Raw genomic sequence first — 24,786 nt, forward strand, 5'->3', positions numbered from 1 at the left:
TATAATTGCGCCATGCCCCGCAAGAACGAAAACGAACGCGACCACGGCTTGCTGGTGGAAACCAGTCGACCTGAAGTGGCGCCGCCGCCCCTCTACCAGGTACTGCTGCTCAACGACGATTACACGCCGATGGACTTCGTCGTGACGGTCCTGCAGCAGTTCTTCGTCATGGACCTGGAAAAGGCCACCCAGGTCATGCTGCACGTGCATACCCGCGGCCGGGGCGTCTGCGGCGTCTACACCCGCGAGGTCGCCGAGTCCAAGGTGGCCCAGGTCAACGAGTTTTCCCGTATCAACCAGCATCCCTTGCTGTGCACGATGGAGAAGTCCTGAGGGAGCCGGCAAGGGCAGCCGGGCCGGCATGAACGGTGTGGGGGCGCCGCCGCGCGAGACAAGGTAACGATCCCTGAACACTGAAATCCGGTAGGGTGATGGAAAACCGCCCGCCAAGCCGCATATTGTCGGCATCGGCCCCGGAGGCAACCATGTTCAGCAAAGACCTCGAGCAGACCATCGGCCAGTGCTACAAGCGCGCCCGTGAAGCTCGGCACGAATTCATGACCGTCGAGCACCTGCTGCTCGCGCTCCTGGAAAATCCATCAGCCCAGGCCGTCCTCAAGGCGACCGGCGCGGACGCGAACCGCCTGCGTGCGGACCTGGAGCAGGCGATCGAAGCGTCGGTGTCCCGCCTGGCGGAAGACGACGGCCGCGACACCCAGCCGACGCTGGGCTTCCAGCGCGTGCTCCAGCGCGCCGTCTACCACGTGCAGTCCTCGGGCAAGAAGGAGGTCACCGGCGCCAACGTGCTGGTGGCGATCTTCGGCGAGAAGGACTCCCACGCGGTGTACTTCCTCAACCAGCAGGACGTCACCCGGCTGGACATCGTCAACTACCTCTCCCACGGCATCGCCAAGCAGGGCGAGGAGAACGAAGCGTCCGGTCATCCGGAGAGCGAGGGCAAGGCCGAGGGTGCGGACGGCGAGGGCAAGGGCGATGCGCTGACCGAATTCGCCAGCAACCTCAACGACCTCGCGCGCCAGGGCAGGATCGATCCCCTGGTCGGCCGTGGCGACGAGATCGAGCGGACCATCCAGGTCCTCTGCCGCCGCCGCAAGAACAATCCGCTGTACGTGGGCGAAGCCGGCGTCGGCAAGACGGCGCTGGCCGAGGGCCTGGCCAAGCGCATTGTCGAGGGCGAGGTGCCCGACGTGCTGCTGGACGCGGTCATCTATTCGCTGGACCTCGGCGCGCTGGTGGCCGGCACCAAGTACCGCGGCGACTTCGAGAAGCGCCTGAAGGGCGTGCTGGCTTCGATCAAGAAGATCCCCGGCGCCATCCTGTTCGTCGACGAGATCCACACCATCATCGGCGCCGGCTCGGCCAGCGGCGGCACGATGGATGCGTCCAACCTCATCAAGCCCGCGTTGGCCTCGGGTGAGCTGCGCTGCATCGGCTCGACCACGTTCCAGGAATACCGCGGCATCTTCGAGAAGGACCGCGCGCTCGCGCGTCGCTTCCAGAAGATCGACATCGTGGAACCCACGGTCGGCGAAACCTACCAGATCCTGCAGGGCCTGAAGCCCAAGTACGAGGCGCACCACGGCGTGACGTACGCCGACGATGCCCTGCAGGCGGCGGTGGACCTGTCGGTCAAGCACATCGGCGACCGCCTGCTGCCCGACAAGGCCATCGACGTGATCGACGAGGCGGGTGCCCGCCAGCGGCTGCTGCCGCTGGAGACGCGCAAGGAGCTGATCGACGTCGAGGAGATCGAAACCATCGTCGCCAAGATGGCGCGCATCCCGGCCAAGCAGGTGTCCTCGTCCGACAAGGACGTGCTGCAGCACCTGGAGCGCAACCTGAAGATGGTCATCTTCGGCCAGGACCCGGCCATCGAAACGCTCTCTTCAGCGATCAAGCTCGCGCGCAGCGGCTTGGCCAATCCGGACAAACCGATCGGCAACTTCCTGTTCGCCGGACCCACCGGCGTGGGCAAGACCGAAGTGACCAAGCAGCTCGCGCTGCAGCTGGGCATCGAGCTGGTCCGCTTCGACATGTCCGAGTACATGGAACCGCACTCGGTCAGCCGCCTGATCGGCGCGCCTCCCGGCTACGTGGGGTTCGACCAGGGTGGCCTGCTGACCGAGAAGATCGTCAAGACGCCGCACTGCGTCCTGCTGCTGGACGAGGTGGAAAAGGCGCACCCGGACATCTTCAACATCCTGCTGCAGGTCATGGACCGCGGTGTGCTGACCGACACCAACGGCCGTGAAGCGAATTTCAAGAATGTCATCCTGGTGATGACGACCAACGCGGGCGCGGCGCAGGCCTCGCGGCGGACGATCGGCTTCATGCAGCAGGACCACTCCACCGATGCGATGGAAGTGATCCGCCGCAGCTTCACGCCGGAATTCCGCAACCGCCTGGATGCCATCGTGCAGTTCCAGGGCCTCGGCTTCGACCACATCCTGCGGGTGGTGGACAAGTTCATCATCGAGTTGGAAATGCTGCTGCAGGAGAAGCACGTCAGCCTGTCGGCCACGCCGGCGGCGCGCGACTGGCTGGCCCAGCACGGCTTCGATCCGCTGATGGGCGCGCGTCCGATGTCGCGCCTGATCCAGGACAAGGTGAAGCGGCCGCTCGCCGACGAGTTGCTGTTCGGCAAGCTGGTCAATGGCGGGCGGGTCAGCATCGATGTGCGCGATGGCGAACTCGTCGTCGATGCGCAGGCGGAGCCGGAACGGCTGTTGCCCGCGACGGTCTGAGCACGGCGGGCCGCGCGATGCGGCGACAAAAAAGGCGGCCTTCCGGCCGCCTTTTCTTTGCATGCCTCTCAGCGGGTGCCGCGCTTCTTCCGCTTGGCGAACTCTTCGGCGCTGATGACTTCGAGCGCGCTCACCGCGCAGTTCGTTTCCTTCGTGCGGACTTTGCTGCCGGAGGGGCACAGGCGGTTTTCCTGGCCATCCGTGACGATCTTGACGCTGGAGGTCATCTGGATGGAATCGCAGCTCCGGGCGAAGCCGATCCGGTAGTGGGTCTGGCCATCGCGCAGGAAGATCTGCTGACCATTGCCGGCCCGTACGATCTCCTGGTCGGATCCCAGATCGACGCACTCGGCGGACTCGCTGGCAGACGCGGTGAAGGCGATGGAAGCCAGGCCCAGCAGGGCCAGGGAAAGGACGGGACGGAGGTTCATGGCGTGGGGTCGGTTGGCGGCCTGGATTGGCCGGCGCCCACGTTAGGGTCGTGCATCCCGTTCCGAATCTGCCTGAGGGACCAGTGACCTGTGGCCCAATGAGGAAAGTCACCGGGCCTTTCGGCCCATTCGTGCGGACCGGAAACAAACAAGGCGGCTAAAGGCCGCCTTGTTAATCAGATACTTGAACGTATCACTTCATGCGATACGTGATGCGACCTTTGGTCAGGTCGTACGGGGTCATTTCGACCTTCACCTTGTCGCCGGTCAGGATGCGGATGTAGTTCTTGCGCATGCGTCCGGAGATGTGGGCGATGATCTCGTGCCCGTTCTCCAGCTTGACCCGGAACATGGTGTTGGGCAGCGTTTCGGCAACGGTGCCTTCGAATTCAATGGAATCGTCTTTCGACATGTAAGCCTGTGCTGTGCCGCGAGGGATGGCAGATGCCATGAAGCCGGGCATTGTACGCCTGGACCGGCCTGCGTGCAAAAATTCCGTTATGGCGCCCGGACTTGCGCCAATCCGGCCGCGGCCAACGCGCCGAAACGGGCAGTCCAGGCACCCTCCGGCCCGGCGAGGCCCACCAGGGTCTGTACCTGCTCAAGGAAGGCCTTGCGCGGCATCCGTTGTGCGCCGAGCGAGATCAGGTGGGGGTTTTCCACCTGCGCATCGATCAATGGCCACCCCCATTCGGCCAGCCGACGTGCCAACGCCGCGAGGGCTACTTTCGATCCTCCGGACCGGGCGCTGAACATGCTCTCACCGAAGAACATCCGCCCGATGGCGACCCCGTAGAGGCCGCCTACCAGCACCTCGCCTTCGTACACCTCCACCGAATGCGCGTGGCCTTCGCGATGCAGATCGATGTAGGCCTGGCGCATCCCGGAGGTGATCCAGGTACCGTCCTGTCCCGTGCGAGGCGCTTGGGCGCACGCGGTGATCACCCGCTCGAACGCCGTGTCGGCGCGGATCGTCCACGTCGACCGGCGCAGTTCGCGACGGAACCGCGAGGACAGGCGAATGTCCGCCGTGGGGAACACGGTGCGTGGATCGGGCGACCACCACAGCGGCGGCTGCCCTGACGAGAACCACGGAAATACCCCGGCGCGGTAGGCATTGAGCAGGCGCGGCAGCGACAGATCACCGCCGATCGCCAGCAGGCCATCCGGCTCGCGCATCGCGCTGTCGGCCGGAGGAAAGGGCGCGTAGGGATCGGCAGGGAGAACGAAAGGCTTCTGACGCATGCGCGGAGTGTAGTCGCGGCCCCGCGGTATCAGTCGCGTTGCTTGAAAGGGGAATGGGCCTGCAGGGTCCGTGCGTAGCGGCGCACGGCCAGGGCTTCCTCGGCGCACCAGGCGGCCAACGCATCCGCAAAGTCCGGATGCGAGATCCAGTGCCGCGAACGTACGAAGGTGGGCAGGAACCCGCGCGCGATCTTGTGCTCGCCCTGCGCGCCGGGCTCGAACACCGTCAGGCCCTCGCGTAGGCAGTAGGCGATGCCCTGGTAGTAGCAGGTCTCGAAGTGCAGCCCCGGCAGTTGCACATCACCCCCCCAATAGCGGCCGTACAGGGTGTCGCCGCCGCGCAGGCAGAGTGCGCCCGCGATGGGGCGTCCGTCCTGCTCGGCCAGGAAGATCACCAGCCCATGCCGCAGGGTCGCCGCGAGGTGCTGCACGAACGCCAGCGTCAGCGCGGGCGAGTTGCCGTAGTCGCGGAAGGTCCCGAGATAGAACCGGTACATGGCCTCCAGGTCGGCATCCGTGGCCTCGTCGCCATGGACGATGCGGATGGTCACGCCGGCGCGTTCGACCTTGGCGCGTTCCTGGCGGATGTTCTTGCGGTGCTTGTGGTCAAGGTCGGCCAGGAAGTCATCGAACCCGTGCCAGTGGCCGGGATTCTTCCAGTGGTACTGCACATCCAGACGGGGCGACCACGCCTCCGGAAACGCCCCGTCCTCCTCCTCGGGATAGAAGTTGACGTGCGCGGACGACAGACCCAGCCGCCGTGCCTCGTCCTGGATCGCGGCCAGCAGGGCCGGACGATGCGCGGCGTCGGATGCGAGCAGTCGCGGACCGGTGACCGGGGAGTAGGGCACCGCACCGAGCCATTTCGGGTAGTAGTCGAGCCCGTGCTGCGCATAGGCGTGCGCCCAGGCATGGTCGAATACGAACTCCCCGTGCGAGTTGTCCTTGAGGTAACCGGGTGCCGCAGCGACCAGCGCGCCGCCTTCCCACAGCGTCAGGTGGTGCGGCGTCCAGCCCCAGTCCGCGCGCAGGCAGCCGGTGGCCTCCAGGCCTTGCAAGAACGCGTGGGAGACGAAGGGGTTGCGGCCATCGTGCAGCGCATCCCAGGCGGAGGCGGGCACATCGGCAAGCGAAGCGAGGAAACGGACGACCGGCATCACGGCGATGCTAAGGGCGCAGGTCCAGCACGTCGATGGTCGGCGGATTGAACAGGCGCATCGGCAGGCCGATCTCGCCCGTACCCACGGTGGTGTAGACCCGCACGGTGCCATGGGGCGTGCGCAGATACTGTTGGCCGCGATCGAACCCGTATCGGCTCGGGATCACCTTCCGGTACAGCCACGGGATGCGGATCTGCCCGCCGTGCGTATGCCCCGCCATCACCAGCGCGGCGTGGTCCGGCCCCAGCGCGATCGCGCTGTCAGGGTTGTGGGTGAGCACCAGCGTGGGCAGCGGGGAGGGCGTCGCATGCAGGAAGGCCGGATCGTCGTTGTGGGCCCAGCGATCCCCCAGGCCGGCGAGGCGGAAGCCTTTCAGCGTTACCGACCGGCCTTCGATGACCTGCACCGCATGCGTGGCCAGGGCCGCGCGCAGTTCCGCGTCCACATCCGGACCCGGCGCCTGCTGGTCATGATTGCCGAGCACGGCGTAGGTCGGCATCTGCAGCCTTCCAAGCGGCGCGAACATCGGTGCCAGCGGTCGCCCGTCCGGCTCGTAGGTGAAGTCGCCGGCGATCACCACGGCATCCGCCTGCACCGTGTTGATGCGGTCGACCAGCCGCTGGAGATAGGCGCTGTCCTTGTAGACCCCCAGGTGGATGTCGCTGATCAGCACCACGCGCAACTGCCCACCGGTGCCCGCGAGCACGGTTTCCTGCACGCGGATGCGCTGCGGCTCGACGAAGCGCGCCCAGGCGAAGACCAGGCAGCCCACCAACAGCGTTGCGACCAGCCAGCGCCGTTCGCGCTGGCGCAGCCGCCAGACCAGCCAGGCCATGAACGGCCAGACCAGCCAGCTGCCGTAGTAGATGCAGTACTTGAGTTGGAGCTTGTCCATCCGTGGAAGCCGTCGTGCCCGGGATCAGGCGTCCTTGTCGAGGAAACGCTCCGCGTCCAGCGCCGCCATGCAGCCGAAGCCGGCCGAGGTGATGGCCTGCCGGTAGTGCTGGTCGGTCACGTCGCCCGCGGCGAACACGCCCGGGATGGTGGTCGCGGTCGCATTGCCCTCGATGCCCGAGCGGATCTTCAGGTAGCCATTGCTCATGTCGAGCTGGCCCTCGAACAGGCTGGTGTTGGGCGTGTGGCCGATGGCCACGAAGAACCCATGGATGTCGATTTCGCGCGTGCTGTCGTCCAGCACCGACTTCACCCGCAGGCCGGTCACGCCGGCCTCGTTGCCCAGCACCTCGTCCACCGTGTGGTGCCACACCGGCTCGATCTTGCCCGCCTGGATCTTGGCGAACAGCTTGTCCTGCATGATCTTTTCGGCTCGCAGCGTGTCCCGGCGATGAACCAGGTAGACCTTGCGGGCGATGTTGGCCAGGTAAAGCGCCTCTTCCACGGCCGTGTTGCCGCCGCCGATGACCGCCACGTCCTGGTCGCGGTAGAAGAAGCCGTCGCAGGTGGCGCAGGCGGACACGCCGCGCCCCTTGAACGCCTCCTCCGACTCCAGACCCAGGTACTTGGCCGTAGCGCCGGTGGCGATGATCAGGGCGTCGGCGGTGTACTCGCCGTTGTCGCCGATCAGCTTGAACGGACGCTTGGAGAGATCGGCCGTGTGGATGTGGTCGAAGATGACCTCGGTGTCGAAACGCTCGGCGTGCGCCTGCATGCGCGTCATCAGGTCCGGCCCCATGAGCCCGTGCGCGTCGCCCGGCCAGTTGTCCACTTCCGTGGTCGTCATCAGCTGGCCGCCCTGCTGCAGGCCGGTGACGAGGACAGGCTTGAGGTTGGCGCGGGCGGCGTAGACGGCAGCGGTCCAGCCGGCGGGGCCGGAACCCAGGATCAACAGGCGGCAGTGCTTCGAAGTGCTCATGTATACTCGCGAAAAGTGGATATCGGGCAGGCAACGACGCATTCGCGCATCGTTCGCAGGCACATAGAGTGGCGTTGCGTATCCGGCGAATCAAGGCGCGCAGATGGAAAGCGGTGATGCAGGGCCGGACTCCCGAGGGATCGAATGAAGACGCTGCGCGACCGCGCGGCGTTTTTGCTATCCAGCCTCCGGCCAGGCGCGGTGCCTGTGGGAAAGACCGGCTGTTGCAGCGCACACGATTCGTTTACTATCAATCACTAACAGAAATTTCCTAAGGTCTGGTCCAAAGGTGGCGAAGCAGCTCCCGGACAACGGCAAATCAAAAGCGGCACCCGCCGCCGCGCGCAAGCAGGCGACGGCACCCAATCCGCGCCGGCAGCGCCTCTGGCGCGACCTCGCGCTGATCGCCATCGCGCCGCTGCTGCTGTATCTGCTGGCCAGCCTCTTCACCTTTTCACCGCAGGATCCCAGCTGGTCGCAGTCGGGCAGCCTGACGGCGCCGGTGCACAACATGGGCGGCCTGGCAGGCGCCTATCTGGCGGACATGCTGCTCTGGCTGTTCGGCTACGTGGCCTTCCTGTTGCCGCTGATCCTGGGGGCGATCGCCTGGATCGCGCTGTTCGGCATGGACACCGATGGCGACGGCAACGCCGATCTGGGACCTGCACTGCGCCTGATCGGCATGGTGGCCTTCCTGATTTCCGCTACCGGCCTGCTGCACCTGCGCGGCGTGTCGGCCGAACATTTCTCCGCCGGTGCCGGCGGCATCCTCGGCACCCTCGTGGGCAAATCGCTGCTGAAGCTCTTCGGTGGCTTGGGCGGCAACCTGTTCCTGCTGGTGCTGTTCCTCACCTCGGTGACGCTGGCCACGGGCCTGTCCTGGTTCGCGGTGATGGAACGCATCGGCAAGTACGTGCTGATGCTGCCGGACCTCTTCCGCCGTGGCAGCCAGCAGGCCAACGAGTGGCAGCAGACCCGCGCCCTGCGCGAAGAGCGGGAAACCGTCCGCAAGACCGACGCCGTCGCGCGCGCCAAGCGCGAGCCGGTCAAGATCGAACCGCCCGCACCGGCGGTCGTCGAGAAGAGCGAGCGCGCCAAGCGGGAACAGCAGATCCCGTTGTTCCATGGCACCGGAGGCGACGAATCGGGCCTGCCGCCCCTGTCGTTGCTGGACGATCCCAAGCCGCAGACGAAGGGGTATTCGGAAGAGACCCTGGAGACCCTGTCGCGGCAGATCGAATTCAAGCTCAAGGATTTCCGCATCGACGTGCAGGTGGTCGGCGCCTATCCGGGCCCGGTGATCACCCGCTTCGAGATGGAGCCCGCGCCGGGCGTGAAGGTCAGCCAGATCAGTTCGCTGGACAAGGACATCGCCCGCGGCCTGTCGGTGAAGTCGGTGCGCGTGGTGGACGTGATCCCCGGCAAGTCGGTGATCGGCCTGGAAATCCCCAACACCAGCCGGGAGATGATCTTCCTCTCCGAGCTGTTGCGCTCCAAGGAATACGACAAGTCCGGCAGCGTGCTGACGCTCGCGCTGGGCAAGGACATCGCCGGGCGCCCGACCGTGGCCGACCTCGCGCGCATGCCGCACCTGCTGGTCGCCGGCACCACCGGTTCGGGCAAGTCCGTCGCCGTCAATGCGATGGTGCTGAGCCTGTTGTACAAGGCCTCGCCCAAAGACCTGCGCATGCTGATGATCGACCCGAAGATGCTGGAGCTCAGCGTCTATCAGGGCATCCCGCACCTGCTGGCGCCGGTCGTCACCGACATGAAGGAGGCCGCCAACGGCTTGCGCTGGTGCGTGGCGGAAATGGAGCGCCGTTACAAGCTGATGAGCGCGGTGGGCGTGCGCAACCTGGCCGGCTTCAACAAGAAGGTCAAGGACGCGATGGACGCGGGCCAGCCCTTGATGGACCCGCTGTTCAAGCCCAATCCGGACCTGGCCGAAGCCCCGCGCCCGCTGGAGCCGATGCCCTTCATCGTCATCTTCATCGACGAATTCGCCGACATGATGATGATCGTCGGCAAGAAGGTCGAGGAACTGATCGCCCGCCTCGCGCAGAAGGCGCGTGCGGCCGGCATCCACCTGATCCTGGCCACGCAGCGGCCGTCGGTGGACGTCATCACCGGCCTGATCAAGGCGAACATCCCCACCCGCATCGCCTTCCAGGTCAGCTCCAAGATCGATTCGCGCACCATCCTCGACCAGTCCGGTGCGGAGACGCTGCTCGGCCACGGCGACATGCTCTACCTGCCGCCGGGAACGGCGATGCCGGAACGCATCCACGGCGCCTTCGTCAGCGACGAGGAAGTGCACCGCGTCGTCGAGCACCTCAAGGCCAGCGGCAGCGCCGACTACATCGAGGGCGTGCTGGAAGAGATCCAGACCATGGGCGACGGCGTCGTGGTCGGTCCGACCGGTCTGCCCGAGTCTGGCGGTGGCGGTGGCGACGAATCCGACCCGCTGTACGACGAGGCGGTCAAGATCGTCACCGAGAGCCGACGCGCGTCGATTTCCGGGGTGCAGCGCCGCCTGAAGATCGGCTACAACCGCGCCGCGCGCCTGATCGAAGCGATGGAAGCGGCGGGCGTGGTCAGCCCGCCGGAGCACAACGGCGACCGCCAGGTGTTGGCGCCACCGCCGCCGCGCTGACCCGCCGACTGAACGAATCCGTCCGGGAACCGATCAGGTCTGCAGCCTGTTCAGTTTCGTCCCGGCACACTCCGCACCACGTCCCCAATCCGGAACGCCCATGCTCCGCACCGCACGCTATGCCGTCCTCGCCACCGCCTTGTTCGCATCCACGGCGTTCGCCGGCGCACGCGACGAACTGAAGACGTTCACCACCGGCCTGAAGGGCCTGGATGGCCAGTTCACCCAGAAGGTCTACGACGGCGGCGGCAAGCTCAAGGAAACCTCGAGCGGCCGCGTGGCCCTGTCCGCGCCGCGCCTGTTCCGTTGGGAATACAACAAGCCGTACGAACAGCTAATCGTCGCCGACGGCAAGAAGGTGTGGGTCTACGACCCTGACCTGCAGCAGGTGACGGTGCGCGAGCAGGGCATCGAAGAAGAGAACAGCCCGCTTGCCGCGCTGATCGACCCGGGCAAGCTCGACCAGCAGTTCAAGGTCGCCGAGGCCGCAGGGCAGGGAGGGGTGCAGTGGCTGACGCTTACGCCCAAGCAGGAAGGCGATGCCAGCTTCCAGACCGCGCGCCTGGCTTTCACCAACGGCACGCTGGTCAAGATGGAAGTGAAGGACGCCGTGGGCCAGCGCACCGAGATCAGCTTCACCGGATGGAAGCGCAATCCGGCCTTCGCGGCGGGCACTTTCAAGTACGCGCCGGGCAAGGGCGTGGATGTCGTGGGCGGCCCCTAATCCCATCCTCCCGGCCAAGCGGCTGGGCTGCGACGTTACAATGACGGGTGGCCAGGACCCGCACTCCCATTGAACCGCCGGCCGACCTGCTGAGTGTCGATACCGAGACGCTGCGCCCGCTTGCCGAGCGCATGCGCCCGCGCACCCTCGACGACATGGTCGGGCAGCGACGGCTGCTCGCGCCGGGCAGCGCGCTGCGCCGCGCCGTGGAAAGCGGACGCGTCCACTCGATGATCCTGTGGGGCCCACCGGGCTGCGGCAAGACGACCTTGTCGCTGCTGTTGGCCCGCTACGCCGATGCCGAGTTCAAGGCGATTTCCGCGGTGTTGTCCGGCCTGCCGGAGGTGCGCCAGGTGCTGGCGGAAGCGGCGCAGCGGTTCGCGGGTGGACGGCGTACCGTGTTGTTCGTGGACGAGGTGCACCGGTTCAACAAGGCGCAGCAGGATGCGTTCCTGCCGCATATCGAGCGCGGCACGATCATCTTCGTCGGTGCCACCACCGAGAACCCGTCGTTCGAACTAAACTCCGCGTTGCTGTCGCGATGCCGCGTGCACGTGATGGAAGCGGTCTCGCCGGACGACATCCGCCAGGCATTGCAGGCCGCTCTCGACGACCCAGAACATGGCCTGGGCGGGCAGGGGCTGCAGATCGATGATGCGGCCCTGCTCGAAATCGCGGGCGCGGCCGACGGCGACGTGCGGCGCGCGCTCACGCTGCTGGAAATCGCGGCGGAACTGGCCGTCGACGAGGGTGGACGCATCACCCCACAGACGCTGGTGCAGGTGCTCGCCGACCGCACGCGCCGCTTCGACAAGGGCGGCGAACAGTTCTACGACCAGATTTCCGCCCTCCACAAGTCGGTGCGCAGCTCCAATCCCGACGGTGCGGTGTATTGGCTGGCGCGCATGCTCGACGGGGGCTGCGACCCGGCTTACCTGGCGCGCCGCATGACCCGGATGGCGGTGGAAGACATCGGCCTGGCCGACCCGCGCGCCCTGCAGATGGCGATCGATGCGTGGGATACCTACGAACGCTTGGGCAGTCCTGAAGGCGACCTGGCGCTGGCCCAACTGGTGATCTACCTCGCGAGCACCGCCAAGTCGAACGCCGGCTACATGGCCTTCAATGCGGCCAAGGCGGACGTGCGCGAACACGGCACGCAGGACGTGCCGATGCACCTGCGCAACGCACCGACCAAGCTGATGAAGTCGCTGGGTTACGGCACCGGCTACCAGTACGACCACGATGCCGAGGGCGGCATCGCGCTCGACCAGACTGCGTTCCCCGACGCGATGGGCGAGCGTGTGTACTACCAGCCCGTCGAGCGCGGGCTGGAAATCAAGCTGAAGGAAAAGCTCGACCGCCTGCGTGACGCACGCCGCCAGGCGCGCCCGCAGGCAGGCCGCGACGACTGATCACGAGGAGCCCCGCATGCCGGTGAACGCAATGGTGTGGTGGCAGCAACTGGCGCTGGTGATGGCCGGCGGCGCGTTGGGCGCAGCCGGGCGGTTCGCACTCGGTGGCCTGTTGCTTAGGCATCTCGGCAGCGGATTTCCGTGGGGCACGTTCGCGGTGAACATGATCGGTTCGTTCGCCGCCGGTTTCCTCGTTATCTGGCTCGAGGCGCGCGGCGCGTCGGCGATCTACTGGCGCGCCTTCCTCGTCGTCGGCGTGCTGGGCGCGTTGACCACCTATTCGGCACTGATGGTCGAGTGCCTGCTGTTCGCCCGCAGCGGTCGTCCGCCGATGATGGTCGGCTATCTCGCCATCACCCTGGTCGCCGGACTGATGCTGGTCTGGATGGGCGCGCGCCTGGCCGAGGCCGTATCGCTGCCTTCCTGAGAGGGCCGGGCGGAACGGAAGCGCCCGCGGGTTACGGCCACGGCAACTCCCTATATTTCAGTCACATGCGGCGTGCGGACGAGCGGCACGCGGGTAAACGAAAATTTAACGTCCGTGCCGGAAACGGCTAACGAATGCTGTGGGAGTGTGACCCCCGTCGCTTTTCAGGGCTTCCCCTGGGCTCCGGAGCGGCCACAAGGAGAACCACTATGTGCATTCGCAAGACACTGATCGCATCAGCCGTATTGCTGGCGCTCGGAATGACGGGACAGGCGTTCGCCCAGCAGACCAACACGGAGAATGGAACCGGAGACGACATCCTCGTCAATCTCTCCGCCGACCTGAGCAACAACAGCACCAACACCGATAGCTCGGACAATTCCGACAACAGCGACAACTCCGACAATTCGGACAACAGCGACAACAGCACGCACGACGGCGACAACCGCAACAACCGCGGGCGCGCCAATGCCGAGGGTTACGGATCGACCGCCGCCAACAACGGCAGCACCGCGACTTCGACCTTCTCCAACTCCTTCAACCACAGCAAGGCCGTGGCCGAAACGCGGCTCGAAGGCAGCGTTTCGGGCGTGACCGTGTATGGCATCGGCAACGTCGCCCAGAATTGGGGCAATGCGAACGGCGGTGACGGCGGACGTGGTGGCGCGGGTTACGGCGGGCGTGGCGACGGCGGCTCCGCGGCCGGCGGTACCGGCAACGGTGGCGACGGTGGCGATGGCGGCAACGGCGGAAGCGGCGGAAGCGGCGGCGACGCCAACAACGGCAGCGCGACCGCAGGCGATTCCTCCAACGGCAGCGCGACGATCGGCGATGCGACGGCCGGCAACGGCGGACGCGGCGGCAACACCGACGACACGCGCGGCGCGAACGGCGGCGACGCCGGTGGCTGGGGCGGCGACGGCAACTCCACGGCCGGCAACGGTCGCGGTCGCGGCGGCGACGCCGGCGGCTGGGGCGGCGACGGTGGTGGCGCCAGTGGCGCATCCGGCGGCGACGCCGGCAGCGCGAGCGGCGACACGGGCTCGATCGCGGGCGCATCCGGCGGCGACGCGGGTGCCGGCAGCGGCAACGTGCGTGAACGCGGTGCCGGCGACGGCACGAGCGGCGACGGCACGGCGACCGGTGGCGCAGGCACGTCGGGTGACGCGACCTCGACCGGCGGTGCGAGCACCGCGACGGCAGGAGCAGGCACGTCCGGCGACGGCACCGGCACCGGTGGTGACGGTTCCGGCACGGGCGGCGCGGGCAGTGGCACGGGCGGCGACGCCACGTCCACGGGCGGCGCAGGCTCCGGTACCGGCGGCGCAGGCGGCACGCTGACCGCGACCGCAGGCAACGGCGGCGATGGCGGCGCGGCCACCAACGGCGACGCCACCAACGGCGGCGCATCGTCGAGCGCCAGCAATGGCGATGCGACGGCCGGCGACGGCGCGAGCGGCGCGATCGGCGCAACCGGTGGTGCGGGCGGCGTCGGCAACGGCGGCGACGGCAACGGCGGCGACGGCAACGGAGGCGTCGGCAATGGCGCAACCGGCGGTGCGGGCGGTACGGGCGGTGCGCTCACCGTCGACGCCGGCACGTTCGACATGTCCAACAACATGACGAGCGTCGGTCAGTCCGCAGCCGGCATCATGGTGGCCGCGCAGAACAGCGGCATGGCCTCGCTGATCCAGCAGGGCATCACCGTGCAGGCCAACCTGTCCGTAGGCGGTCCATAAGCGCTCCAAGGATGCCCTGGCCCTCGTGGCCGGGGCATCCGGCGCGGACGCCCGCGTCCCCCATGACGGGACGCTGCCTGACTGCGCGGGAACGCATGGCAAGGGAGATTGACCATGCTTACGCATCAACGAGCAAGACTGTGCCTGGTGGTTGCGGGCGCATGCGCCATCGCACCCGCGGCGTGGGCCGCGGACATCGCGGTGAAAACCGCGCCGCTGCAGCCGCCCGTCATCGAACCCGCACCGTTGCAGGTGCCGTTCAAACCGGTCAGTGAACTGGGACGCACGATCGATCCGGGACGGCTGGCAGGCCTCCGCGGGGGCGACGGCACGCAGGTGGAGAACCTGGTCGACGTCGACGGTTCCGTGGACGGCAACACGGCGCATCACGTGACGACCGGCACCAACAGCGTCGCCGATGGCGCGTTCAACAACGCCAGCGGCATCAACACCGTCATCCAGAACACCGGCAACAACGTGCTGATCCAGAACGCGATGATCGTCACCGTCGATTTCACCGGCGGCGGTCCGCCGTGAAGGTACGACCACGCCATGGGCTGCGATGCCTCGCCCTGGCATGCGCCTTCGTGGTGCTGGGCGGCGCGTCGGCGGCCAACACCGACCTGCGCATTCCCTACGGCGGCTACCAGATACGCCTGACCAGCCTGAAGGAAGCACGGTTCAAGACCACGCTGCCGCAGCAGTACGACTTCAGCTGCGGCTCGGCCGCGACCGCGACCCTGCTGACGCACCAGTACGGCCACCCCGTCAGCGAGGTGGATGTCTTCGTGCAGATGTACAACAACGGCGACCAGGCGAGGATCCGCAAGGAAGGCTTCTCCCTGCTCGACATGCGTCGCTACCTGCGCTCCAAGGGCTACGAGGCCGATGGTTTCGAGTTGCCGCTGGACAAGCTGCAGGAGGAGAACGTCCCGGCGATCGTACTGCTCAACGATCGCGGCTACCGCCACTTCGTCGTCGTGAAGGGGCTGCGCGATGGTCGCGTGCTGCTCGGCGATCCCGCGCGGGGCACGCGGGCCATGCCGCGCTCGCGCTTCGAGGCGCTGTGGGACAACCGGGTGATGTTCGTCGTCCACAACCGGCGGGAAGAAGCCCGCTTCAACCAGGCCCGCGACTGGCAGACCGCACCTCCGGCGCCGCTCGACATGGGAATCCAGCGCGACGGCCTGCGCAACATCACCGTGCCCCGGCGCGGACCAGGAGACATCTGACATGGACAGGATCCGACACCCCGCATGGCGGGTCGCGCTGCTGGCGGCCGTGCTGCTCGCGCCGTCCGGTGCGCGGGGGCAGGGCGGCGAGCTCGGCGTGGAATGGCGTCCGGTGGACCCGGCACGCCTGGCGCAGATGCGCGGCGGCTTCCAGATGCCCTCGGGCATGATGCTGTCGTTCGGCATCGAGCGCGTGGTCTATCTCAACGGCGAGGTCACCGCGCGCATCGCCGTGCACGTGCCCGACGTGGCCCGCATCACCCCCGCGCAGGCCCAGTCGCTGGCCGACTTCAACCGCGGACTGGTGGTGCAGATCGGGGAGGGCAACCGCTTCGACCCCGCGCAGATCGCCGGCGGCATCGTCATCCAGAACTCGCTCGACGACCAGGACATCCGCACGCTCACGCGGGTGGAAGTGGGCACCGACACGCTGGGTGCATACCAGGACCTGAACGCCAACGGCGCGCTGACCGACGCGTTGCTGCGCGCACCCGGCGGGCCGTGAACGGCGCGCGCTTCACCCAGGCAGGACTCACCCATACAAGGGGAACACCATGAAAGGGACGTCGTTGATCGAGGTGGCACCGCTCGCACTGGCCGTAGGATTGGGCGTGGCGGGGCAGGCGAGGGCACAGGAGCCGCTCGGCGTCGTGCCGATACCGGTGGCGGAATCGCCGCCCGTTCCCCTGCAACCGTACGAGATCACCGCCGACGCCCGCCTGGACGCGTTGCAGCGGCAGCTCAACGAGCAGACGCAGCGCCTGGAACAGATGCGCACGCTGATGCAGGCGCAGGAGCAGCAGATCTTCAACCTGCAGAATGCGCTCAACGATGAGGTGCTCGCCAACGCGCGCGCGCGCGGTGCTCCGGCACCGGTGATCGTGCCTTCGCTCAACCAGGCACCCACCTTCCGCGACGTTCCACCCTCGCAGCCGTATGTCGTCGTGGGCCCGGCGCCGCAAGCGGTCATGCAAGCGCAGGACACTCCGTCTGCGCAGGTCTACGCACAGTCCGCAGCCCCGCAGCCACACCAGGCGACGCAATCCCAGGGTGCGCAGACCGCACAGGCGCAAGCGCCCGAGCGCGTCGGCCAGGCGCCGGAAAGCGACTCCCGGCCACCGGAAGTGGCGCAGATCTTCGACCAGCCCGGCGTGCTGACGCCCAAGGGCAAACTCGTGCTGGAGCCCTCGCTGCAGTACGGCTACTCGGCCAACGACCGCGTGGCGTTGGTGGGCTACACGATCATCCCGGCCATCCTGATCGGCCTGATCGACGTGCGCCAGGTGAAAACGACCACCGCGGTCGCGACGCTGACTGGCCGCTATGGCGTCAGCCGGCGGATGGAAGTGGAAGCCAAGCTGCCCTACGTCTACATCCACAGCGACACGGTGAGCCGCGAGATCTTCACCGGCTCGGCGCAGGACCGCGTGTTCAACGCACGCGGCAGCGGCATCGGCGACGTTGAAATCACTGGACGCTACCAGCTCAACCGCGGCGGCCCCGACAAACCCTTCTACATCGCATGGCTGCGCTACAAGAGCCGCACCGGAAAGGACCTGTTCGAAGTGACGACGGACTGCGTGACGCGCTGCGTCGCGAACACCACCGGTACGGGCCTGCCGTTGGACCTGCCCACCGGCAGCGGCTTCAATGCCGTGCAGCCGGGCCTCACCTGGCTGTACCCGTCCGACCCGGTCGTGTTCTTCGGCAGCCTGAGCTACCTGCACAACTTCAAGCGCAGCGACGTATCGCGGCGCGTGCTGGGCGGGCAGACGGAATTCCTCGGGGACATCAAGGCCGGCGATATCCTGGGCTTCAACCTCGGCATGGGCCTGGCCCTCAATGAGAAGGCTGCCATCAGCATCGGCTACGACCAGAGCATCGTCGACAAGACCAAGCAGGACGGGCGGGAAGTCGCCGGCGCCGTGCGCACCACCCTGGGCACGCTGTTGCTGGGCGGCACGTACCGCTTCAGCGACCGCACGTCGCTCAACGTTGCGTTGGGTGTCGGCGTCACCCGCGACACGCCGGACCTGACGTTCACCGCGCGGCTGCCGATCAGCTTCTGAGCGCGGTGGAAGCGCCCCGCTTCAGGCGGGGCGGCCCTGCCACCACAGCCACAACGCCGCGGCGAGCATCAGCCACTCGGTGGCGGCCAGCAGCAGGGTGGTCGGCTCGACCGGCCACCAACGCAACAGGCCGATGCTGCGGTAGAGCACGATGGGCAGGTACACCGCCAGCGCGAGCACCAGCCCCGTACGCATCTGCTGGGTCCATGCGAACCAGGCGAACAGGAAGGCCAGCCCCAGTTGCAGGCCGCCGTAGATCGTCAGGTACTCGCTTTGCCCGGAACGGCTGAGCGTGGTGTAGCCGAGGGCCGCTGCGGTGCGCGCCGGTGCGAACGTGCACCAGCCTGCAAGCAACAGATAAAGCACCGCATTGAGATAGAGGTAGGCGGTCGTCATGGCGAAGTTCACGGACGGGACGCCGCCATCTCGCACCGCGACGGGTGACGATCCGGTGAACGGCTGGGAAACCCTGACAGCGAGCCGCGGCCTGCGCCGATTCCATGCCACGCGATGAGGCGGGATCCTGCGCACTCCGTTCGACAGTGCACGCTATGCCTCAATCTTTCTCATGCGGGTGGCGCATCGTGCTAGCGTGCTTCCTCGTCAGCGTTGGCACGTCCACCTGGGCGGACGATCCCGTCCACAAGTGCCGCGACAAGAACGGGGCCGCCGTGTATCAGGCCGCGCCCTGTGCTGCGACACAACGCACGGAGTGGGTGCGCGACTATCCGCCGGACCCGCCATCACCCGTCGCCTCAACAGCAGCGAACACGATACCCAGCAGTGGCGCCGCGATGCCACGAAGCAAGCCGCCACCCCGGAAGCCTTCGGCGCACGGCGCAATGATCTCGATCCATCGCGACCCCAATGCCTGCGAACGCGCGAAGGAAGCGCGTGATCGCGCTTATGCGCGCCTGGGGCTGAAACGCGATTTCGCGACGAGCCGCCGCTTCGACGACCGCGTCGCCGATGCCTGTCGTTGATGCTCAGATGGTGCGCGAGAAGCGTGGCGCATCCTGTGTCGGCGGCGCCTGCAGGTAGCGGTCGAAACACATCGCAATCACCCGCAGCAGCAACCTGCCGCGTGGTGTCGCCCGGAGGCCGGCCTTGGTGAATTCCACCAGACCATCGTCTCGAAGACCCTCCAGCCGCGGCAACGCGTCGGCGAAGTACTCGCCGAAATCGATGCCGTGGCGGCGTCCTAGCCGCGCGAAATCCAGCCGGCCATGGCACATGAGTTCCTGGATGACGTCGGCACGCACCACGTCGTCGCGATCCAGCGGCATGCCACGCCAGACGGGCAGGCGACCATCGTCGATGGCGCGCTCCCAACTGGCGATGTCACGCGGGTTCTGGCTGAAGCTGTCGCCGATATGGCTGATGGCGCTGACGCCGAACCCGATCAGGTCGCTTTCGGCGTGCGTCGTGTAGCCCATGAAGTTCCGGTGCAGGTCGCCGCGTGCCTGCGCGCGGGCCAGGTCGTCCTCCGGCAGCGCGAAATGATCCATGCCGATGTAGACATACCCGGCCTCGACCAGCCGCGCGATCGCGCATTCCAGCAGGCCGAGCTTGGCTTCAGCGTCGGGCAGGTCCTCCAGGGCGATGCGCTGCTGCGGCTTGAACAGCTGCGGCAGGTGCGCATAGCTGTAGACCGCGATGCGGTCCGGCCGCGCCTCCAGCACCACATCGAGCGTGCGCTCGAACCCCTGCCGGGTCTGCTTCGGCAGTCCGTAGATCAGGTCGATGTTTACCGAGCGCATGCCATGCGCGCGGCAGGCATCGAGGACGGCCAGCGTCTCTTCGACGCTCTGCACGCGGTTCACCGCTTTCTGCACGACCGGGTCGAAATCCTGCACGCCCAGGCTGGCCCGGTTGAAACCGATGCGGGCGAGCTCGGCGACGTCGTCCGGCGTGACAGAACGCGGATCCAGCTCGATCGAGAAGTCCATCCGCTCCGGCGAAAAGAAGCTGAACTGGCTCCGCAATTCGGCCACGCAATCGGCGAGCTGGGCGGGCGTCAGGAAGTTCGGCGTGCCGCCGCCGAAGTGCAGCTGGGTGACCGGGCGTCCGCTCTCGAACAACGGCGCCATGCGCGCGATCTCGCGGTACAGGTAATCCAGGTATAGCTCGCCGCGCCCCTTGTCGCGGGTGATCACCCGATTGCACCCGCAGTAGAAGCAGGGGCTGGCGCAGAAGGGTACATGCACGTAGAGGGACAGCGGCCGCGCACGTCCGGCCTGGTTGCTGGCATCGGCGTGTTCGCGAAGCTGCTGCGCGCCGAATGTCGCGCTGAACTGCGGAGCGGTCGGGTAGGAGGTATAGCGCGGGCCCGGCGTGTCGTAGCGCCGCAGCAGGTCCGCATCGAACAGGGGGGAAGGAGAGACGGTGCCCATGTCGCACAGGCTAGGGCGGCACCCGGTCTGCCGCATTGATCGGGATCAATCCGGACGAAGGTGACCGGCACGCGATTCGGGCGCGTCCGGGATCTCCGGCAGCATCTCAAGCGCCACCGGGGTCGTGCGGACCATCGGGTGGAACCGTGCGGGGTGCAGCAGGTCGCGTGCCTTCAGCAGGCGCCGCCCGCCCGCCACCAGCGCCAACGACGCCAGGGTGATCGCGAAGAAGGCCGGCAGGGCCGCCGGCCCTCCGCGTTCCATCACCACACCCGCGGCAGCCGGACCGATCGCCGCGCCGATGCCGTTGAGCAGCAGGAGGGCGCTGCAGCCGGCGAGCAGGTGTTCGGCCGGAAGGCGGTCCAGCAGATGGGCCACCGCCAAGGGATAGAGCGCGAACGCCAGCCCGCCGAACAGGAAGAACACCGCATGCACGCCCGCATGCGCGTCCGCGTCGAAACGCAGCGCGAATCCGGCCGTCACCGCGCCCAGCGCCGCGACGGCCGCCAGCATGCTGCGGCGATCGCCCCGGTCCGAAAGCCGTCCGATGGGCAATTGCAACGCGGCACCGCCGAGGATGGTAGCCGCCATGAACAGGCCGATGCCCGCACGATCCAGTCCCAGCGATCCGGCATACACCGCGCCCATGCCCCAGAACGCACCAAGCGCCATCCCGGCCAGCAGCGCGCCTGCGGCCGCACTCGGCGCGGCGCGGCATATCTCCAGGATGCGGGCGCGAGGCGCGGCCGTGATCGGCGGAGGAGCCAAGCGGGTCAGGCTGACCGGCAGGATCGCGAGTGCGAACAGGATCGCCACGACGCTGAAAAGGACCGGACTGCGCGGCGGCTGAAGATCGAGCAGCAACTGCCCTGCCGCCAACGCGAGCAGCGACACCACCATGTAGACGCCGAACACCCGACTGCGATGCGCCGGTGCCGCCTGCGCGTTCAACCAACTCTCTATCACCGTGCAAAGGCCCACGAGCGCGATGCCGGTGACGATGCGCAGCGCCATCCACGCAACGGGATCCGTCCAGAGCGGAAACACGAGCACAGCTGCCGCGGCCAGCGCCGCATGGAACGCGAACGCGCGGATATGGCCCACGCGCCGTATCAGCGGTGGCGCTGTGAACGTACCGAGGAAGAACCCCACGAAGTATCCCGACATGACCAGGCCGGTCGTGCGCTCGCTCCAGCCTTCGGTCTGGCTGCGGACCGCGAGCAGCGTGCCGAGCAAGCCGTTGCCCCCGAGGAGAAGGGCGACACTGGCCAGTAACGCGGTGAGGGGAAGCAGCAGACGGAGCACGGAAGCGCGGCGCATCTCGCAAGAGGTCTGAAGGCATGCTAGCAACCCCATCCTGAGCGTGCGGTTCACACGCGGCGAAGCCGAGGTGGAGACCACGCTGCAGGGGGCATTGGAGTATCCTCGCGCGATATCAGAAACAAGATGCCGCAGGAGTTCCCCGATGGCTGAGCGCAAGGTTCCGGGCATCGATGAGTACGACGGCGCCGCAGGCGGATGGGGCGCGTTGGCCGCCGTCGCACGGGCCGTGAAGGGCCAGATGGCCGTCGGCCGCGAGACCGCCGCGCTGCGTCGCGTCAACCAGCCTGCGGGCTTCGATTGCCCCGGTTGCGCCTGGCCGGATCCGCGCCACACGTCCTCGTTCGAGTTCTGCGAAAACGGCGCCAAGGCGGTGTCGTGGGAAGCGACGGGAAAGCGGGCGACACCAGAATTCTTTTCCGACCACACGGTGTCTGAGCTGTGGGAGTGGAGCGACCACGCGCTGGAGGACGAGGGCCGGCTCACCCACCCGATGGCGTACGACGCGGTGTCGGATCGGTACGTTCCCATCAGCTGGGAGGACGCGTTCGCTCGCATCGGTGAAGCACTGCGTGCCTTGCCGGATCCGGACATGGCCGAGTTCTACACCTCGGGGCGTACGTCCAACGAAGCCGCGTTCCTCTACCAGCTGATGGTGCGCGAATACGGCACCAACAACTTCCCGGACTGCTCGAACATGTGCCACGAGGCGACGAGCGTCGGGCTGCCCGAGTCCATCGGGGTGGGGAAGGGCACCGTGACGCTCGAGGACTTCGAGCATTGCGACGCGCTCTTCAGTTTCGGCCACAATCCGGGCACCAATCATCCGCGCATGCTCGGCACGCTGCGCGAGGTGTCGCGCCGTGGTGTGCCGATCGTCGCGGTGAACCCGCTGCGCGAGCGCGGCCTGGAACGGTTCACGTCGCCGCAGGACCCGGCCGAGATGCTGACCAACCGCGCGACGCCGATCGCGCAGACCTACTATCAGGTCAGGATCGGCGGTGACATCGCGCTCCTCAAGGGCATGATGAAGTGGCTGGTCGACGCCGACGCCGACGATCTGGCGGCGGGCGGAACGGGCGTGCTCGACCACGCATTCATCGCCGAGCACACGCAGGGGCTGGAGGCGCTGCGCGAAGACCTCGCCCACACATCGTGGGACGACATCGTCGAGCAGTCCGGACTGTCGCGCGACGACATCACGGCGGCCGCGCAGCTTTACGCCCACGCCGAGCGCGTGATCATCTGCTACGGCATGGGCATGACCCAGCACCGGCGCGGCACCCAGAACGTCCAGCAGATGGCCAATCTGCTGCTGTTGCGCGGCAACATCGGACGCAAGGGCGCTGGCATCGCACCCATCCGCGGACATTCCAACGTGCAGGGCGACCGCACGGTGGGCATCACCGAGAAACCCACGCAGGCACTGGTCGACGCGATCAAGCGGCGGTTCGGCTTCGCGTTCCCGCTGACCCACGGCCATGATGCGGTGGAAGCGGTACGCGCGATCCGAGACGGTCGGTCGCGTGCGCTCGTCTGCATGGGCGGCAACCTGGCCGTGGCGATGCCCGACCCCGATACCACCCTCCCGGCCATGCGCAACCTCGACCTGGGCGTGCATATCGCCACCAAGTTGAATCGTTCGCACCTCATCACGGCGAAACAGATGTTCCTGCTGCCCTGCCTGGGCCGTACCGAGCGCGACGTGCAGGCGGGCGGCCTGCAGTCGGTGACGGTGGAGGATTCGATGTCGATGGTGCACGCCTCGCAGGGCGGGTTGGCACCCGCCTCCGAGCACCTGCTCTCCGAACCGGCCATCGTGGCCGGCATGGCGCGGGCGACGTTGCCGCAGACCAAGGTGGACTGGAACTGGCTGGTGGAGGATTACGATCGTATCCGCGACGCGATCGAAGCGGTGTTTCCCATGTTCGGGGACTACAACGCGCGCGTGCGCAGACCCGGTGGATTCAGGTTGTACATCGGCGCGTCGGAGCGCGACTGGGGCGCGGTGGGCAAGGCGCGTTTCCTGGTGGCGCCGGGGCTCGGCGAAGACCCGTCGACACGCGCGCACGACCTGCTGACCTTGACCACCGTCCGCTCGCACGATCAGTACAACACGACCATCTACGGCTTCGATGATCGCTACCGGGGCGTGAGCGGACGCCGGGACGTGGTGTTCATGAACGCAGAGGATCTGGAAGCGCGTGGCCTGCAGCATGGCGACCGCATCGATATCGTGTCGCATGTGCCGGGTGGCGATGGCACTGCACGGCACGTTCACGGCTTCACCGCAGTCAAGTACGACCTGCCGCGCGGATCGGCCGCGATGTATTACCCCGAAGGCAACCGGTTGGTACCACTGGATAGTCACGATCCCCGGTCGGGAACCCCCGCGTACAAGTCGATTCCCGTGCGGATCACGAAATCGCATGACGCGGGTGGCCATGTCGACTGACGACGGCGATCGCACGCCCGGCCTCGCGCGCCGCGATGTGCTGGAGATCCGCGACGGCGTGGCGTCACCCTTGCACGACCGGCTAGCGGAAGAGGTGCCGGTAGCCATCCGCTGCAACGGTGAAGAGGTCGCCGTGATGATGGCGAGCCCCGCCGATCTGGAGGATTTCGCCCACGGCTTCGCGCTGACCGAATTGGGCGTCGGGATCGGCGGGCTGGCTTCCGTCGACGTGCAGGCTTTGCTCGAAGGCATCCAGCTCGATATGCACACTCGGGAACCGTTGCCCACGCGCGCGCCGGACGACCGTGCGCGCGCGCTTCCTGGCCGTAGCGGTTGCGGCATCTGCGGCCATCGGCGACTCGAAGACGTCATCAGGCGGCCCACCGAGGTGGGGCAGGGCGCCGTCATCGAGGTGGGCGCGCTGGACGCGGCCTTGCGTGCCCTTGAGAAGCGGCAGCCTTTGAATGCGGCAACGGGCGCCATCCATGCCGCGGGCTGGGCGGACCGCACGGGTGGCATGCGCCTGGTGCGGGAAGACGTGGGGCGCCACAACGCGCTGGACAAACTGATCGGTGCCATGGGACGCGCGGGAATCGAAGCTGCGGACGGCTTTGTCCTCGTCACCAGCCGCGCCAGCTATGAGATGGTCGCCAAGACCGCGGTCGCCGGTATCCCCATGCTGGCCGCCATGTCCGCACCGACGGCGCTCGCCGTCGACCTGTCCCGGCGTTCGGGGATGACGCTGGTGGGTTTCACGCGGGTCGGGCGGCACGTCGTCTACAGCCATCCGCACCGGCTCGAGCACGCGATGACGGACCAGTCCTGAGTTGGTGATGTGTCCGCACGTCGGCAGCCCTGTTCAGGCTGCTTGCAAAATGACAATCA

At 67.2% G+C, this 24,786-nt stretch carries 23 protein-coding genes; 14 read left to right on the forward strand and 9 right to left on the reverse strand.

The window, feature by feature from the left end:
• The first annotated feature begins 12 nt into the window (after positions 1–12).
• Positions 13–333 (forward strand): ATP-dependent Clp protease adapter ClpS, encoded by a 321-nt coding sequence (gene clpS / locus BLT45_RS09885; protein WP_093298127.1) that lies wholly within the window; start codon positions 13–15, stop codon positions 331–333.
• A gap of 152 nt (positions 334–485) precedes the next feature.
• On the forward strand, positions 486–2,765 hold the full coding sequence (gene clpA, locus BLT45_RS09890) for an ATP-dependent Clp protease ATP-binding subunit ClpA (RefSeq protein WP_093298133.1): 2,280 nt from the start codon (positions 486–488) through the stop codon (positions 2,763–2,765).
• Between the two features lie 68 nt (positions 2,766–2,833).
• On the opposite strand, the gene BLT45_RS09895 is transcribed toward clpA, so the two are convergent.
• The 6 genes from BLT45_RS09895 to trxB all read right to left on the reverse strand — a co-directional run bounded on the left by BLT45_RS09895 (position 2,834) and on the right by trxB (position 7,474).
• Complete coding sequence (locus BLT45_RS09895; RefSeq protein ID WP_093298136.1) at positions 2,834–3,196, reverse strand: hypothetical protein; 363 nt, start codon at positions 3,194–3,196, stop codon at positions 2,834–2,836.
• 193 nt (positions 3,197–3,389) lie between these two features.
• Positions 3,390–3,608, reverse strand: a complete 219-nt coding sequence (infA, locus tag BLT45_RS09900; RefSeq protein WP_055943174.1) for a translation initiation factor IF-1 — start codon at positions 3,606–3,608, stop codon at positions 3,390–3,392.
• A gap of 86 nt (positions 3,609–3,694) precedes the next feature.
• Positions 3,695–4,441, reverse strand: coding sequence for a leucyl/phenylalanyl-tRNA--protein transferase (gene aat / locus BLT45_RS09905; protein ID WP_093298138.1), 747 nt, complete (start codon positions 4,439–4,441; stop codon positions 3,695–3,697).
• 29 nt (positions 4,442–4,470) lie between these two features.
• A complete protein-coding gene (locus BLT45_RS09910) occupies positions 4,471–5,598 on the reverse strand; it encodes a GNAT family N-acetyltransferase (protein ID WP_093298142.1) in 1,128 nt (375 codons plus the stop codon).
• A 10-nt stretch (positions 5,599–5,608) separates the two neighbouring features.
• The gene (locus BLT45_RS09915; protein WP_093298145.1) at positions 5,609–6,496 is read right to left on the reverse strand and encodes a metallophosphoesterase; all 888 of its coding nucleotides are present in this window, start codon (positions 6,494–6,496) and stop codon (positions 5,609–5,611) included.
• A 24-nt stretch (positions 6,497–6,520) separates the two neighbouring features.
• Entirely contained in the window at positions 6,521–7,474 is a 954-nt protein-coding gene (gene trxB, locus BLT45_RS09920; RefSeq protein ID WP_093298149.1) for a thioredoxin-disulfide reductase, read from the reverse strand.
• 289 nt (positions 7,475–7,763) lie between these two features.
• Here trxB and BLT45_RS09925 point away from each other — a divergent pair, with 289 nt between their 5' ends.
• From BLT45_RS09925 to BLT45_RS09965, 9 genes are all read left to right on the forward strand, one after another.
• Entirely contained in the window at positions 7,764–10,127 is a 2,364-nt protein-coding gene (locus BLT45_RS09925) for a DNA translocase FtsK (RefSeq protein WP_093298152.1), read from the forward strand.
• A gap of 100 nt (positions 10,128–10,227) precedes the next feature.
• Positions 10,228–10,851 (forward strand): outer membrane lipoprotein periplasmic chaperone LolA, encoded by a 624-nt coding sequence (gene lolA / locus BLT45_RS09930; protein WP_093298155.1) that lies wholly within the window; start codon positions 10,228–10,230, stop codon positions 10,849–10,851.
• Positions 10,852–10,982: 131 nt separating this feature from the next.
• Positions 10,983–12,266: a replication-associated recombination protein A gene (locus tag BLT45_RS09935; RefSeq protein ID WP_093298810.1), complete on the forward strand. Its 1,284-nt coding sequence runs from the start codon at positions 10,983–10,985 to the stop codon at positions 12,264–12,266.
• 22 nt (positions 12,267–12,288) lie between these two features.
• Positions 12,289–12,693, forward strand: a complete 405-nt coding sequence (gene crcB / locus BLT45_RS09940; RefSeq protein WP_093298813.1) for a fluoride efflux transporter CrcB — start codon at positions 12,289–12,291, stop codon at positions 12,691–12,693.
• 209 nt (positions 12,694–12,902) lie between these two features.
• Positions 12,903–14,432, forward strand: coding sequence for a hypothetical protein (locus BLT45_RS09945; RefSeq protein WP_217629541.1), 1,530 nt, complete (start codon positions 12,903–12,905; stop codon positions 14,430–14,432).
• A gap of 114 nt (positions 14,433–14,546) precedes the next feature.
• Complete coding sequence (locus BLT45_RS18500) at positions 14,547–14,969, forward strand: hypothetical protein (RefSeq protein ID WP_254771821.1); 423 nt, start codon at positions 14,547–14,549, stop codon at positions 14,967–14,969.
• The gene (locus tag BLT45_RS09955) at positions 14,966–15,664 is read left to right on the forward strand and encodes a C39 family peptidase (RefSeq protein ID WP_254771822.1); all 699 of its coding nucleotides are present in this window, start codon (positions 14,966–14,968) and stop codon (positions 15,662–15,664) included. Before BLT45_RS18500 ends, BLT45_RS09955 begins: the two co-directional genes overlap by 4 nt.
• Position 15,665: 1 nt before the next feature.
• A complete protein-coding gene (locus tag BLT45_RS09960) occupies positions 15,666–16,169 on the forward strand; it encodes a hypothetical protein (RefSeq protein ID WP_093298158.1) in 504 nt (167 codons plus the stop codon).
• A 49-nt stretch (positions 16,170–16,218) separates the two neighbouring features.
• Positions 16,219–17,733 (forward strand): transporter, encoded by a 1,515-nt coding sequence (locus BLT45_RS09965; protein WP_254771823.1) that lies wholly within the window; start codon positions 16,219–16,221, stop codon positions 17,731–17,733.
• 21 nt (positions 17,734–17,754) lie between these two features.
• Here BLT45_RS09965 and BLT45_RS09970 read toward each other — a convergent pair whose 3' ends face one another.
• A complete protein-coding gene (locus BLT45_RS09970) occupies positions 17,755–18,129 on the reverse strand; it encodes a DUF4345 domain-containing protein (RefSeq protein WP_093298824.1) in 375 nt (124 codons plus the stop codon).
• Positions 18,130–18,575: 446 nt separating this feature from the next.
• On the opposite strand from BLT45_RS09970, the gene BLT45_RS18335 reads away from it, so the two are divergent.
• Positions 18,576–18,716, forward strand: a complete 141-nt coding sequence (locus BLT45_RS18335; protein WP_175455783.1) for a hypothetical protein — start codon at positions 18,576–18,578, stop codon at positions 18,714–18,716.
• A gap of 3 nt (positions 18,717–18,719) precedes the next feature.
• Here BLT45_RS18335 and hemN read toward each other — a convergent pair whose 3' ends face one another.
• Positions 18,720–20,126, reverse strand: a complete 1,407-nt coding sequence (hemN, locus tag BLT45_RS09975) for an oxygen-independent coproporphyrinogen III oxidase (protein ID WP_093298161.1) — start codon at positions 20,124–20,126, stop codon at positions 18,720–18,722.
• A gap of 45 nt (positions 20,127–20,171) precedes the next feature.
• Positions 20,172–21,419, reverse strand: a complete 1,248-nt coding sequence (locus BLT45_RS09980) for an MFS transporter (RefSeq protein ID WP_093298830.1) — start codon at positions 21,417–21,419, stop codon at positions 20,172–20,174.
• A gap of 172 nt (positions 21,420–21,591) precedes the next feature.
• On the opposite strand from BLT45_RS09980, the gene BLT45_RS09985 reads away from it, so the two are divergent.
• Together BLT45_RS09985 and fdhD are read left to right on the forward strand one after the other, a co-directional pair.
• Positions 21,592–23,901, forward strand: a complete 2,310-nt coding sequence (locus BLT45_RS09985; RefSeq protein WP_093298164.1) for an FdhF/YdeP family oxidoreductase — start codon at positions 21,592–21,594, stop codon at positions 23,899–23,901.
• On the forward strand, positions 23,891–24,727 hold the full coding sequence (gene fdhD / locus BLT45_RS09990) for a formate dehydrogenase accessory sulfurtransferase FdhD (RefSeq protein ID WP_093298833.1): 837 nt from the start codon (positions 23,891–23,893) through the stop codon (positions 24,725–24,727). Before BLT45_RS09985 ends, fdhD begins: the two co-directional genes overlap by 11 nt.
• The last annotated feature ends 59 nt before the right edge of the window (positions 24,728–24,786 follow it).

The organism is Pseudoxanthomonas sp. CF385 (genome assembly GCF_900104255.1).
In the GTDB taxonomy this organism is placed as follows: domain Bacteria; phylum Pseudomonadota; class Gammaproteobacteria; order Xanthomonadales; family Xanthomonadaceae; genus Pseudoxanthomonas_A.